This is a genomic window from Thermoactinomyces vulgaris (assembly GCF_003688725.1).
GTDB lineage: Bacteria > Bacillota > Bacilli > Thermoactinomycetales > Thermoactinomycetaceae > Thermoactinomyces > Thermoactinomyces vulgaris.
In genome coordinates, this window is record NZ_REFP01000007.1 from 734778 (window position 1) to 747683 (window position 12906).

Below are 12906 nucleotides of genomic sequence, written 5' to 3' on the forward strand. Positions count from 1 at the left end.
ATCTTTTCCGTGAAAATAAATTTAATCCGGAAGCTGTTGTAGTGGTAAGGAATACATTTAAACAATTTCTCGAAGACCTGTATATAGATAATACGTAACAAACAGTTCATCAATCCCTTAGGTTACTTGTGCTGTCTACCCATTCCAAACTCAAAGAAGGTGCCGAAAAACGGTGTTGACCCTCAAGCGTGTCAGGGGTTTCGGTCACATGCCCGGCCTCATCAAGAAGGGAAAATCGTTGTCGGCGATAAGCAATTAAACGCCAACATGTTTATGGGTGATTCGGTTGGCGGCAAGATTGCAGGCGGTGTCAAACAAAAATGGCGTTCTAACTTTCTTGACCAATAATAATGACCGTCTGGACCCCAAGTCAGCCAAAGAAATCAAAATGGATTTAGGCGAAGTGATGTCATCCGATTTTATGAACACCAACAAGGTTGAGTTTGAAATCAAAGTGCAATAAGGAGGATAGACAATGAGCCGGACAACAGAATTTGTCCTGGGGCTTATCGGTGGGATTTTCGGTTTTGGCGGTGCACTGTTTGCTATCTTTTTTGGAGCTGTGGATGAGGCTGTTTCAGGCGGTACATCGGAGGTAACCGGGTTAGGTTGGGGAGCTTTCCTTTTTTCCATCTTGGCAATCGTAGGAGCAATTGTAGTAAAGATCAATCCAAAGATCGGCGGCACTTTGATGCTGATTTCAGGGATCGGCGGAATAATTAGCATCTCGATGTTCTATGTATTAGCAACCGTGTTCCTTGTAATTGCAGGATTAATGGGAATCTTCCGCAAGGATAAACAAAAAGAAATGTCAGCATGAACCTAAAGGTGGGATTTTCCTCTTCTGGAGGATTACAAAAACAGCCCTCTCCATTTCCCGGAGAGGGCTGTAATATTAGAACTGAAGGTTTACAAGAATTTTATTTTTTTGTAGACTGATATTAGTTGATATTTTTGATGTTCATACAAGGATTTATCGAGCGCCTTGATATGTCAAAAATCCCCGGGGTTGCTCGCAATAGCTGAAACCCGCATGAAATAAAGGAAAAAGCCACTTCGTTTTGAGCTGATACATAAAAAATAACTTAAATGCTCTTTTAAAAACGAAGGTGCTCGAAAAACGGTGCTGAACCTCAAGCGTGCCAAGGGTTTCAGACACATGCCGTCAGAATGATTACACCTCTCTTAGAGGATTGAAACTTTTACGCATCGCCTTGGCGAACATCGCCTTTAAGTCAGAATGATTACACCTCTCTTAGAGGATTGAAACTACAACTTCTTTTTAAGTTTACGAACGTAACTTTCACGTCAGAATGATTACACCTCTCTTAGAGGATTGAAACATGTCATTGCTGATTCCTCCTTATGGAACATATGTTTGTCAGAATGATTACACCTCTTCTAGAGGATTGAAACGATAGCTTTTGCGATGGTATCTTTGTTGTAGGGAAGGTCAAAATGGTTACACCTCTTCTGGAGGATTGAAACAAAAAAGCCCTCTCCGGATATGGAGAGGGCTTTTAATTATTGTCCTGGCATGTGGAGATAGTGGAACGGATCGGCCAAGAATTTATCAAATTGACGGCTGACTGAATGATATCCAATCGCATATGCACCGAACCTCGGAGCCCAGGCAGCATAACACCGGCAAGCATTGATGACACGTTGCTTGATGGTGTTATCCGTCGGAGTATCTTTCCAACCGCCGCCAGGAATCGCTGCGCCACGGGATTCATAGTCATCCCTTGTGGCCATACTGATGATAAAGCGGACATAATATTGAATTGCCCCTTCATCATAGAGATCCTGCAAAGCTTGTCCACATGCTGCATGGTCCGGATGGATATCGTGATAACTCAAGGTATAGTGGTCAGCATCAGGGAACAGGTTGATATATTTTTGGATTACACTTTTGGCTTCATTCACTGTCACATTTTCCCCGCCGTCGCTGTTCGGATCATCAAGATATTCAATATGCTGATTTTCAGCTGGTACACCAAGTTGCCGGAGAGCATTATAAAACTCCTCCATCCGGGCTTCCGCAAATTGCTCAACTGTCAACGGTTTATACCCCTCAAACTCCGGGTCGTGCTTGATCTCCCAGAAGTATCCGCCATTGACATGTGTTCCATTGATTACGTTAAGGGCCCCGGATTGGCGACCATGCGTCATCAGAACCACATGAGTATCCCTGCCGGCTGCTACATGCTCAGCGATGGTGATCCCCATGTTCAACGTCTCATCATCTGCATGTGGTGAGTAAAAAACAACAGGTCTGCTCATGATGTATCCCTCCATTAAAAAAACCCTGCCATTAGCAGGGTTTGTGTTAAAGTTTTTTCAATTGGATTTCCTTAGAGCCTTTCCTTACCGCTTCCAGTACAGCATCAGTAATTTTGGACTCGTAGGCTGTGTCATATATCACCTCCTCATCAACGGTAATGCGATACATCGGCTTAGGTGCCGTGTTTTTCTTTTTCAGACCGAAAATTTTGGCGATCCCGACGGCAATTGCCGCGGCCAAGTTATCCAGGAAGGCATCATCTTTTAAGAGTTTATTTTCTTTTTCGTTTGTGATAAAGAGGTTTTCAAGTAGGATTGCCGGCATCTTGGTTTCACGGAGCACCGCGTAATTTGCACGTTTTTTCCCGCGGTCATGGATACCGACTTGTGCCAGGTAATTCATAACTTGTTCATGGAGAATAGTCTGATACCGTGCGGTTGTAGTACTGGCGTTAACATAGATGAACGATTCAAAGCCGTGGGCGGATGCGCTCGCGGCATTGTTATGCAATGAGATGAAAAGGTCAGCATTTCGATCATTGGCGAACTTAGCGCGTTCGCTCAGTTCCAAAAAGCGGTCATCCCAACGGGTAAGGGATACGACCGCTTTTTCATATTGGCCAAGATGATCATTTAGTTTTTTCGCCAAGTTTAACACCACATCTTTTTCATTGATCTTAAAACCAATAGCGCCAGGGTCTTTACCACCATGTCCAGGATCAATCACAACATACACGCTCATTTGGACTTGCCCCCTTTGATCAAGTTTTTCGGTCCAGAATATTTTTTATTTTTTTGTAGACTGAAATTAGTTGATATTTTTGATGTTTATCGAGCGCCTTGATATGTCAAAAATCCCCGGGGTTGCTCGCAAAAGCTGAAACCCGCATGAAATAAAGGAAAAAGCCACTTCGTTTTGACTTGATACATAAAAAATAACTTAAATGCTCTTTAAAAAACGAAGGTGCTCGAAAAACGGCGCTGAACCTCAAGCGTGTCAAGAGTTTCAGACGCATGCAGTCAAAATGGTTACACCTCTTCTAGAGGATTGAAACCTAGAATTTAATTGTTTTTTGATTTCTTTGTCTTTGTCGTCAAAGGTTACACCTCTTCTAGAGGATTACAAAAACAACCCTCTCCATTTCCCGGAGAGGGCTTTAATATTAGATCTGAAGGTTTACAGGTTTTTTATTTTTTTGTAGACTGAAATTAGTTGATATTTCTGATATTCAAGCTTGTAACAGAAGTTCTTTTTCGAGCACCTTGATATGTCAAAAATCCCTGGGGTTGCTCGCAAAGGCTAAAACCTGCATGAAATAAAGGAAAAAGCCACTTCGTTTTGAGCTGATACATAAAAAATAACTTAAATGCTCTTTAAAAAACGAAGGTGCTCGAAAAACCATATTGATCCTCAAGCGTGTCAAGGGTTTCAGACACATGCCGTCAAAGTGACTACACCTCATCAAGAGGATTGAAACCATTTTCGCCAATGAATCGGTTGTGGTGCATCTGATAGTCAAAGTGACTACACCTCATCAAGAGGATTGAAACCAATCTGCAGACGATCCCTTTCATCCTCGGATAAGCTAAGTCAGAATGATTACACCTCTCCTAGAGGATTACAAAAAAAGCCCTCTCCATTTCCCGGAGAGGGCTTTTTTTGTTTGCATAGAATATAGTTTATGTTAATGTCGTAGGTTGGGGTGACTCAAGTTGTTTCTGCTTTTTAAATTGTTCGTTCTCAAACGTCTCAATTACCTTTTTGGATAAAAAATTATGTGCATGCCCATATTCGAGCACTTCTTTCAATGCTTCTACAATTGCTAAATCCAGATTATTGAGGTTATCGCCAATCCATTCCTTTAACTCAAGAATCCATCTAGAGGCGTTTGTTTCAAAGGAATATCCATTAAATGATTTAAGAGCGGCGTTTACCCAATCTTTCAATTTTGATTGATATTGTACGAAATACCAGGCATCTGTGTTTATTTTTTCCATGTGGGGCTTTGATATTGCTCTAAACGATGATCCCATTCTAAAACAACTTCATTCCAGCGATTAGGATTGAGTGTTTCAAAGTTGACTTCTAACCAACGAATAGTATCCTCATTAAGGTATTTTTTGTTCGCTTGATATTGCGAAAATAATTTAGGAAAAAAGTTGTTCCGGATTTGTGTGGCAATGGATTCAATATAGTTGGTAACACCTAAAGTCGATGATTTAATGATCACGGTTAACAATTTTCCTTCTTTCATGTCATCTGAACGACCAACATGAATTTCTACATCATAGTACCAAAATTGAATATGATCATTATCTTTCAGTAAATCCGGGCTTACAAAAGGCCAATAGAAGCGATAAACACCTGGATGATAATATGTACTTTCCTGATTCTTAAATAACATTAAAACGCCTCCAATACAAATCACTTAAAAATAAATCTATTCTGTATTTTATCTATCTCCCAGAATCTTGGCTAGTATTTAAAAATCTTGCTTTTTATTCAAGCCCTGTACACAAAATTCAAATACTAAAAAAGGGATGTGGCCATTTTAGTCACATCCCTTTTTTTACTCAGTACCTTAAGGTACTGGGACGATTATGTATTTATATAGTATGCAAAAACTCAAAAAGCAATCCTTAGGGATTGCTTTTTGGGACGTATTTGAATCGATTTTACTCGTAACTTCCGCTACGGGACGATTTATGTAGCTTTATTATATCCTCTCCAAGACATAGTGTCAATGGAGCAATCATCCTCATGAATATCAATTGTATATAATCTTTGAAGCACAGAAGGAATTCTTTCCCTGTCACTTTTGGATATTTCTGCAATTCTCCGATGCTTGCCTCCTTTGTTTCGATATGGAACATGCAACCTCGCTCGACTAATCACCTTCAACTGCTCACATATAGCAGTATGATTTCGATCCTCTAAATCAACATGATACCAACGCCCGTCATTTTTACGCTTAGTTGTTAAGGGAATGACGGTAACACAATGGAGATCCAGGGGGAGCAGAAATAACTATGACTGGCCTTCGCTTATTTATTTCGCTTCCAATATTTTGTCCTAAAAACGCCCAATATATACCGAAACAAAATAAGGGGAATTCTGTGTATTGTAGCTTTTTATTAAGATTTATCTTATCTAAGTACCAAGCGATTTGATCTAATATCTCAGTCTGTTCTCTCAAAAGATAATAAGGATCCATTTTTTCTCTGCACTCACATGATTCTGATATAACAGATCTTTGATTTTATTTTGCATTTCTTCAATCCGTTGCAAAAGCTCTTCTCCACTCAACGGATCTTTTAAGCCCCATTTATTTTCAATTATCCTTTTCAACATTCCTTTTCTCCAATTTATAATATTCTAACATGCTATAATAACTAGTTGGTTCAATAAAAAAAGTTGCCCCTTTAAGCAAAGATAGCTTTTTTATTGGTCAGTGTTCAGAAAGTATGCAACTTGTAAAGACTAATATCCATGAACTGGCAAATCATATTGATGGAAGAAAGATTTGGGGGTTTGGATTAAGATGATCAATCGTTCCGATGTTAAAAAAGCTGTTTATGCTTATGAATATAGTTTAATCCAAAACATCAAAAAGGTACTTTCTTATCAATTTCCTCCAGAAACAGACACAGTTTTGTTTGAAGTGCACAGTGGTGAATACGGAATATACGGCATTAGTATTACTCCGATGTCTGATGGAGAAGAAATTAATTATAGCAGGATACAAACACTTTTAGATGAAGTACAAATTAGAATCAAGCTTGATCAATTTATTGATCCAAATGATGATTATATAAACCAGATTGACAGACTGGATCATATCATGTTCGAGCTGATTATTCCGTTCTTTTCCAAGTGCTTTGACAAAGCGACTAATCGACCACCCCGTATTCAGTTTTATATAAGAACCCATGAAGCAGATGATGTATTCAATCTACAAAATAAAACATGGGTAGAAATTGAGGATCTGTACGAATAGTCAATGTCTTGAGGCTTGAGGGAAAACCTCAGGCCTTTTTTTCTCACTTATTTGACAGCGACAGCTAATGGGTAACCCAATGAAACTACAAGAGAAAACGTTCACTATATGCGTCATTGGAACGGTGTTATACTGGTCGGGATCAGAACCGTTTTAAAAGATCAATTTTGACACCTGTCTACCCGGGGGCGAAGGCAAAAAACCCCTACCCGCATTGCAACTGACAGTCTGTTACGATTCTGCTTGATACACCACTGGTAACTACTACAAACGGCTTTAGTTGTGGATCTGAAAATATTATTGTTGAACGCTTTGAAGAAGATTATTTACATCACCGGATATCCCAAATATTGATTCATAATAAGGAAAAATCTATTTCCCAAAAAAAGAGCTACCCGGTTATTAGGCAGCTCTCTTTTATCTTTTTTACAATATAAACTAGATAATTCTTTTGATATATTAACCTAATATAAATTGATTTACTGAGGATACATAAGAACCTTTACAGAATTAGGTAACAAATCTCTCTAGATAATTCCCACCACGCCGCGGTTCCCAACAACTAAAAGCCCTAGGAGCTGCCGCGTGACGGCGTCGGTTTCTCCTAAATCCCTTAACCCATCTTTGTCATACTCAAACGTGATCGTGCACTGACCACGTTGACTCGTTGAGATTTCGCCAGGCGTCCACTGATAATACGTCCCATTGGTGATATAGTTGTGAACCAGGGTCCCGTTGAAGTAAACCTTTAACCCATCAAAGTTATTCTCGCAATCCTGGAAATACCAATACTTCACTCTTACATTTCTTGCGTATGGAGACACTTCAAAAACAAAGTCGATCCTGGCGTATTGGTGCGTACCAGCAACACTCGTAAGCGGTTCGCTCCGGATTGAATAAGACCCGGAGTAGGCGCGATAATCCGTTTGAAACCACCCGGCGTTTGTGTCGGTCCTGGTTGACGGATTCCGAATCGTGAAGTTATTCCCAGGAGACGTGGGGAATGTTTCGAAGGAATCCTGAAGCGTCAACCGTTCGGAAACATCAAAACGGATCGTCGGTTTTGTTCCGTACCACATGTATTTAATTCTGCTCAACCCAACCACTCCTTGCGACGAAGCGCATCAATCACGCTTTGGGAACTCAGATCTTGGCCATAGTTGTACATTGTGATATTGTTCACTCGGTCGTTTGATGTGCTTACTAATGAACCTGAACCTTGTTGAGGTATTGAAGCGGCGGCAAGTTTATCAGATACACGCTGGATATTCCTGATCGCTGACTCCAGACCAAGAACAAACCCTTGGCCAGTGTCTTCACCCAATTCCATCATTACACGGGATGGAGAATGGATTCCAAGAGCACTTTTAATGCGGCTTTTGATGCCATCTGCGATTTCTTGTGCTTTCTGCAAAGCTCTATTTTTCAAGCTGCTTATCCCATTGATTAAACCTTGGATGATGTCTTTTCCGATCTGATACAGATTTATCCCTTTCAAAAAGCTTACGATGGAATTCCAAATATCAGTGACTTTCTTCTTAGCGCTGTCCATCTTATTTTGGATCGTTTGTTTCATCGATTCCCATTTTTCGCTTGCTTGAGTTTTAATGTTTTCCCATGTTTGAACTAACCAATTCTTAATTGCACCCCAAATTGCCACTGCTTTTGCCTTGATCGTGTCCCAGTTTTGCCAAACTAAATGATTAAAGAAGCGAGTACACCTATAGCGACTAAGACTGTTGAAGATGCAACCCCAAATGCACCAGCCAGCAAACCTATTGTTGCTGTGATTCCGCTGATGATAGGCCCTAAGACTGTTAGCACCCCCAATAAGGTCCCTACTACCCCAACGATAGTCATGATCGTTGCCACAAGTTGAGGATTGTTTTGGATAAAATCAGCAATTTTCATCACGATGTTTGAAATCTGATCTAAAAGAGGGGAAAGGGCAGTCTGTAGTTCCTGTAATGCTTGCTTGAACTTCACCACCGGATCGTTGTCTAGCTGTTGGATAGATTCATTTAGCTGCTCTTGATTCACCTTTAAATCAACTACTTGGTTTTTTGCACCAAGAATCGTATCAATAATGGCTCTACCCTGGTCTTCCCACATCGTTCCAAAAGTAGCGACTCCGACAGCATTTTGGATGGTCGCGTCTTCTATATCATCAATCGCTTGAGCCACTTCAACCATTGCTTGTTTACCTACTTCTCCACCTTGCGCGACTGCTTGCCCCCACTTTTGCATTTGTTCAGCAGATATATTTGTTTCTTCAAGTAATTCCGCCATAGCTTTAGGAACCTCTTCGCCAAACTCAGCGAGCCTGATTCTTCCTTCTTTCAAACCATCAAGCAAGTTGTCAATGTTCCAGGTTCCAGTGTCAATGCCCGCAGCGAAAATCGCTTGGATCTCCTCTGCTTCATATCCTGCCATCCTCAATTGCAAGCCATATTCACTGATGATGTCCAATTGCTCAGGGGGGAAACCCATTTTTAAAAGCGCGTTCACTAATCCAAGTGCTTCATCATTGCTGATCCCTAGGAATCTTGATATTTCGTTTGTTTCTTGTATCAGCTCTGTGAAGTCAATACCTGCATATGCTCTGGCAATCGCTCCTGCACCTTTGACAATGCGTGCATTTGACTCGTCTGATGCATCTGCATTTAAAGCCCACTGACGCCTAACTCCTTCTAATGCTGCTTCCTGGTCCCCAATGTAGCTTGTTACTGTTTTTACTGCGCTTTTAACAGACTCGACAGATTCAGCCGGCACATCCATGGATATTTCAATGCTTGTATTTAACGATGATAAATCCAACGCCGCTGCTATAGCACCCGCCGCGCTTGCAGCGCCAACAGTCTCGAGCTGGTTTCTTAATTCCCCTGCAGCTTCTTTTGCTTTGTCAAGACTCTCAGCAACTCGGTCCGCATCTCTTCTAGTGTTCTTCAGGGCTTTAGTTTCATTAACAGATTCAAGCTCCCGCTTAAATTTGCTTAATTGGGCTTCGTTGAACTGGATCTCACGCCGAAAAGCGCGGTATTGATCTGCCCCGATCTCACCACGCTGGAATTGTTGTTCAACCTGTGCCTGAGCTGCTTTGAGACGGTTTAATCGCTCTGTTGTGTTTTCTATTTGCTTAGCTAAAATTTGTTGTTTTTGTGCCAGGGCTTCAACATTGCCTGGGTCTAGCTTTAAAAGGCGTTCCACATCACGGAGTTCTTTTTGAAGTTCCCGACTTCGTTTATTTACATCCGAAAGTGCTTTGTCCAGCCCTTTTGTTTCTCCATCCAACTCAATGGTAATCCCTTTGATTCGTTGGACCATCAACTCACCTCCTTAAAAGGCACCAAAATCCGCTTGTGTCGATCGTTTCACTGACTGTTTATGTTTCTTCGGGTTGTTCATCTCGACATACTCTTCGATATAGTCCAAACACATTGTGATTGTCATTTCTTCCAGATCAGCCCGATTCAGACCGCAGTGTTTGCATATAAGGAGAAAACTCTCTGTCTTTATCGGCTCTTTTGATGCTGGTGGCGAGTCTTTTTTTAGTCCCCATTACTCCTTCTAAAAGCTCAAACAAGTCAGGTAAGACGTCTTCCAATGAAAACATGTCAAATTGATCAAACCAAGTTTCAGGATCTGGGATAGACTTATCCGCATTCTTAGCCATGGTCCATATCAAGTTGTAAAAAACTTCAAAGTCTACATGATCGATATATTTCAATGCATCTTGATCAACTTCGTCTTTATCTAGATCCAAATCTTTTAGCGGGAACAACTTAAGAAGTTTCAAGATGTCACTGAAAAAATCGCGCTCAAATTGAGACTTATAGCGAATAGAAAGCGCGGCCGTAGCTTTTAGCCGCACTTCTTTCCCGTCAATCGTTACCGTTTTTTCCATTAGATTCCATCTCCTCCACCACCGCTACCATTTGAACCTTCATAAACCGCATCATACCAAGCATCGTAAACAGCAGCAGGCGTTGTCTCTGTTGTCTTCGTCTTGACTGCGCCATCCGTAGAACGTGGACTGGCGGTGAATTTTCCTCTTCTGGAGGATTACAAAAACAGTCCTCTCCATTTTCCGGAGAGGGCTGTAATATTAGAACTGAAGGTTTACAAGAATTTTATTTTTTTGTAGACTGAAATTAGTTGATATTTTTGATGTTCATACAAGGATTTATCGAGCGCCTTGATATGTCAAAAATCCCTGGGGTTGCTCGTAAAAGCTAAAACCCGCATGAAATAAAGGAAAAAGCCACTTCGTTTTGAGCTGATACATAAAAAATAACTTAATGCTCTTTAAAAAACGAAGGTGCTCGAAAAACGGTGCTGAACCTCAAGCGTGCCAAGGGTTTCAGACGCATGCAGTCAAAATGGTTACACCTCTTCTAGAGGATTGAAACAAACTCTGCCACGCTTCGATTGTGCGTTTCTTCGAACAGTCAAAATGGTTACACCTCTTCTGGAGGATTGAAACAAAAAAGCCCTCTCCAGATATGGAGAGGGCTTTTAATTATTGTCCAGGCATATGGAGATAGTGGAACGAATTGGCTAGATTTAATAAGTAACAAAAAATCTTACGTTACTTTTCAAAAGAGGAAAGTCCAGATAACCACCGAAACCTCTTGAAATTCAGATGTCGAGTGGTTATGAAAAATACCCGGGAACATGTCTGTGTAACTGTGGTTTGAACTGTGAAATGAACTGTGCTTTAACAAAATAAAGAATCCCACAGCCAAAAATGGCCATGGGAAAGGGTTTGATGATTTCAAAATATCAGCTTTGAAAGTCGTGAAAGACTTCAGTGTATCGGCTTTGGAAATCATCTAAAAGTCTTTTTACTCAATTGCTTCTGTGCAATTGGGACGATTAAAAGGGGAAAATCCCCTTCATATATTACGCCAAATATAGCGGAAATGTTTCCACTTAATCATTTTTTTATGCAATCAATCTCAACAATTCTTCTCTCTTAATTTTCCTATCACTGCCTGCCGGATAGTTTTCCAACAGGTATTGCTTTAAACGCTCAGCCCACTCTTCTTGGTAGCCATTTACTTTTACGATTTTTTCCATAAAGATCTCGATGGATTGATCACTTTCGCTTTCAAGCAATTGTGGGAAATAATCTTTCTCTAATTGATAGACTTTCCATATAGCATAACAGATGCCATCAAATATGCAGAAGAATAGAGATAGTAATGCAGGATTATCAACCACTCCCGGATAGTGCTCAATGAAAACCAGTGCTTCATCTTCATCAGCAAACACGTCATAAATGTCCACAGCACTATATTTTCTATTTTCAACCCAATCCCAGCACATATCCACCACTCTTTTGATCCGATCATACCAATCGTAGTTTTTCGTTTGATCTGAAAGTTTTTCTGTCAAAGTTAATACAAAAGCAACTTTGGCATCTTCATTTATATTTTTGTACCACTTCATAATTAAAGCCCCCCATATCACTCATATTTATATTGTTTACCATCTTTTACTATGAAGAAATGTCTTTTAGTAACTTTTCTTCCTTCATCAATTTCGGATGATACAATAATTTCGAGATTTGGGTATTTTTTGCTAAGTTGATACAGTACTCCTTTTGATGCATAAGGATCCCGTGAAAGCCCTGATTTACAATTAGGACATACTCCATCTGGATTTGATTGATGAATATATAATTTTCCTTTAACATCTAAATCATTACTATACTTATTCTCAACTGCTTTTATAAATTTATTTATAACCATTTCTTCAGCATGATTTCTTGCTTTTGGATTTTTAAACGGTGCCTTAATTGGTCTATTTGGCATTTCTTCATCTAATGGCTTTAACCCTGCTTCTTCTGGTGCCGCCTTAATAACTTGTGGAGACACACCTTTGAACACTTCGCCTTCCAAACCTTCAATATCCGTTCTGGCGACAGCAATCGTATTTAAATCAGTACCTACTGTTTCTCTCCATTTTTTCAAATCACTTTTTAGTAGGTCTGTTATGCCTGTATCAACACATCCGGGTTTAACCACCAGGAAGAAGGCATGATATCCTCCGGTTTGCCGAGCAGCAATGCAATCGCCAACTTTGGTGAAAAGATTTTTGACAATCGGGGTTTTGGCCAAAACCGGTTCCATTGATGCGACGGCTTTATTGACCGCTGGCTGGGCAAAATGAACCACTACGACAGAACCGGCTCCGAAAAAACCTGCCAAAACGGCATTTTTCCAATTGATCTTCCGCCCATGCAGGATATCGTCTGCCACACTGGTGCCGGCACCCTCGGCTGCTCCGATGAATCCGCCTTTGGTAAACATTTTTTGAATGGGAGCAGGCATCTTGGAAACCAGTTTCTGTCCTCCGCGAAGAACAGGACCCAAGAATTTGGAATTTTTGGCACCCATGATCAGTTTTTGCCCGATGCCGCTGGCCAAGCCCCGGGAAGCTCCTGCCGTGATGCCTCCTCCGATCAATCCCAAGAGGCCGCCAATGGCTGCTTCAAGAAGGTCATTTTGTTAATTTCCCAACCATTCAGGGCCATACTGATCACAAATGACAAAGCCATACCACTGAGTACGGCAATCCCTAACGGTGTGGCAAAGATGCACAAGACAATGCCCAAAATCAG

14 protein-coding genes, 1 pseudogene and 1 CRISPR repeat array are annotated in these 12906 nt (G+C 40.7%); of the genes and pseudogenes, 3 read left to right on the forward strand and 12 right to left on the reverse strand.

The genetic code is table 11. The features are described from left to right. Window positions 1-286: 286 nt before the first annotated feature. Entirely contained in the window at window positions 287-463 is a 177-nt protein-coding gene (locus ATH33_RS13530) for a hypothetical protein (protein WP_156473324.1), read from the forward strand. Between the two features lie 12 nt (window positions 464-475). Beyond that, window positions 476-820, forward strand: coding sequence for a DUF4064 domain-containing protein (locus ATH33_RS04140; RefSeq protein ID WP_062843035.1), 345 nt, complete (start codon window positions 476-478; stop codon window positions 818-820). Window positions 821-1164: 344 nt separating this feature from the next. After that, window positions 1165-1488: a CRISPR direct-repeat array (repeat unit 36 nt; unit sequence GTCAGAATGATTACACCTCTCTTAGAGGATTGAAAC). Window positions 1489-1524: 36 nt separating this feature from the next. Here the strand turns inward: ATH33_RS04140 and ATH33_RS04145 are convergent. From ATH33_RS04145 to ATH33_RS13535, 6 genes are all read right to left on the reverse strand, one after another. After that, a complete protein-coding gene (locus tag ATH33_RS04145; protein WP_062843036.1) occupies window positions 1525-2283 on the reverse strand; it encodes a PIG-L deacetylase family protein in 759 nt (252 codons plus the stop codon). Window positions 2284-2329: 46 nt separating this feature from the next. Further along, on the reverse strand, window positions 2330-3025 hold the full coding sequence (locus ATH33_RS04150; RefSeq protein ID WP_062843037.1) for an N-acetylmuramoyl-L-alanine amidase family protein: 696 nt from the start codon (window positions 3023-3025) through the stop codon (window positions 2330-2332). 938 nt (window positions 3026-3963) lie between these two features. Beyond that, the gene (locus ATH33_RS04155; RefSeq protein WP_121874104.1) at window positions 3964-4281 is read right to left on the reverse strand and encodes a hypothetical protein; all 318 of its coding nucleotides are present in this window, start codon (window positions 4279-4281) and stop codon (window positions 3964-3966) included. Beyond that, window positions 4269-4688: a hypothetical protein gene (locus tag ATH33_RS04160; protein ID WP_121874105.1), complete on the reverse strand. Its 420-nt coding sequence runs from the start codon at window positions 4686-4688 to the stop codon at window positions 4269-4271. The genes ATH33_RS04155 and ATH33_RS04160 overlap by 13 nt, the downstream gene beginning before the upstream one ends. Before the next feature lie 299 nt (window positions 4689-4987). Further along, window positions 4988-5305 carry a type II toxin-antitoxin system PemK/MazF family toxin gene (locus ATH33_RS13955; RefSeq protein ID WP_121874106.1) on the reverse strand — a complete coding sequence of 106 codons (318 nt, stop codon included), beginning with the start codon at window positions 5303-5305 and terminating at the stop codon, window positions 4988-4990. Between the two features lie 171 nt (window positions 5306-5476). Then, window positions 5477-5635, reverse strand: a complete 159-nt coding sequence (locus ATH33_RS13535; RefSeq protein WP_170151227.1) for a hypothetical protein — start codon at window positions 5633-5635, stop codon at window positions 5477-5479. Between the two features lie 190 nt (window positions 5636-5825). Here ATH33_RS13535 and ATH33_RS04170 point away from each other — a divergent pair, with 190 nt between their 5' ends. Then, the gene (locus tag ATH33_RS04170; protein ID WP_121874107.1) at window positions 5826-6281 is read left to right on the forward strand and encodes a hypothetical protein; all 456 of its coding nucleotides are present in this window, start codon (window positions 5826-5828) and stop codon (window positions 6279-6281) included. Window positions 6282-6808: 527 nt separating this feature from the next. Here ATH33_RS04170 and ATH33_RS04175 read toward each other — a convergent pair. From ATH33_RS04175 to ATH33_RS04200, 6 genes and pseudogenes are all read right to left on the reverse strand, one after another. After that, entirely contained in the window at window positions 6809-7378 is a 570-nt protein-coding gene (locus tag ATH33_RS04175; protein ID WP_121874108.1) for a hypothetical protein, read from the reverse strand. After that, window positions 7375-7941 (reverse strand): phage tail protein, encoded by a 567-nt coding sequence (locus ATH33_RS04180; protein WP_121874109.1) that lies wholly within the window; start codon window positions 7939-7941, stop codon window positions 7375-7377. The genes ATH33_RS04175 and ATH33_RS04180 overlap by 4 nt, the downstream gene beginning before the upstream one ends. Before the next feature lie 395 nt (window positions 7942-8336). Continuing rightward, window positions 8337-9158 (reverse strand): annotated as a pseudogene (locus ATH33_RS13960) (DUF2207 domain-containing protein); the annotation flags it as partial. Between the two features lie 583 nt (window positions 9159-9741). Beyond that, entirely contained in the window at window positions 9742-10185 is a 444-nt protein-coding gene (locus tag ATH33_RS04190) for a hypothetical protein (protein WP_181729121.1), read from the reverse strand. Window positions 10186-11225: 1040 nt separating this feature from the next. Beyond that, a complete protein-coding gene (locus tag ATH33_RS04195) occupies window positions 11226-11732 on the reverse strand; it encodes an Imm6 family immunity protein (RefSeq protein ID WP_062843038.1) in 507 nt (168 codons plus the stop codon). A 17-nt stretch (window positions 11733-11749) separates the two neighbouring features. Beyond that, window positions 11750-12712: a hypothetical protein gene (locus ATH33_RS04200; RefSeq protein ID WP_062843039.1), complete on the reverse strand. Its 963-nt coding sequence runs from the start codon at window positions 12710-12712 to the stop codon at window positions 11750-11752. Window positions 12713-12906: the final 194 nt, after the last annotated feature.

Bases quoted from the DNA above. Each gene is read 5' to 3' on its own strand.
- ATH33_RS04160 (WP_121874105.1), bottom strand. From the start codon at position 4,688: ATGTTATTTAAGAATCAGGAAAGTACATATTATCATCCAGGTGTTTAT.
- ATH33_RS04195 (WP_062843038.1), bottom strand. From the start codon at position 11,732: ATGAAGTGGTACAAAAATATAAATGAAGATGCCAAAGTTGCTTTTGTA.
- ATH33_RS04190 (WP_181729121.1), bottom strand. From the start codon at position 10,185: ATGGAAAAAACGGTAACGATTGACGGGAAAGAAGTGCGGCTAAAAGCT.
- ATH33_RS13535 (WP_170151227.1), bottom strand. From the start codon at position 5,635: ATGTTGAAAAGGATAATTGAAAATAAATGGGGCTTAAAAGATCCGTTG.
- ATH33_RS04140 (WP_062843035.1), top strand. From the start codon at position 476: ATGAGCCGGACAACAGAATTTGTCCTGGGGCTTATCGGTGGGATTTTC.
- ATH33_RS04145 (WP_062843036.1), bottom strand. From the start codon at position 2,283: ATGAGCAGACCTGTTGTTTTTTACTCACCACATGCAGATGATGAGACG.
- ATH33_RS04170 (WP_121874107.1), top strand. From the start codon at position 5,826: ATGATCAATCGTTCCGATGTTAAAAAAGCTGTTTATGCTTATGAATAT.
- ATH33_RS04155 (WP_121874104.1), bottom strand. From the start codon at position 4,281: ATGGAAAAAATAAACACAGATGCCTGGTATTTCGTACAATATCAATCA.
- ATH33_RS04150 (WP_062843037.1), bottom strand. From the start codon at position 3,025: ATGAGCGTGTATGTTGTGATTGATCCTGGACATGGTGGTAAAGACCCT.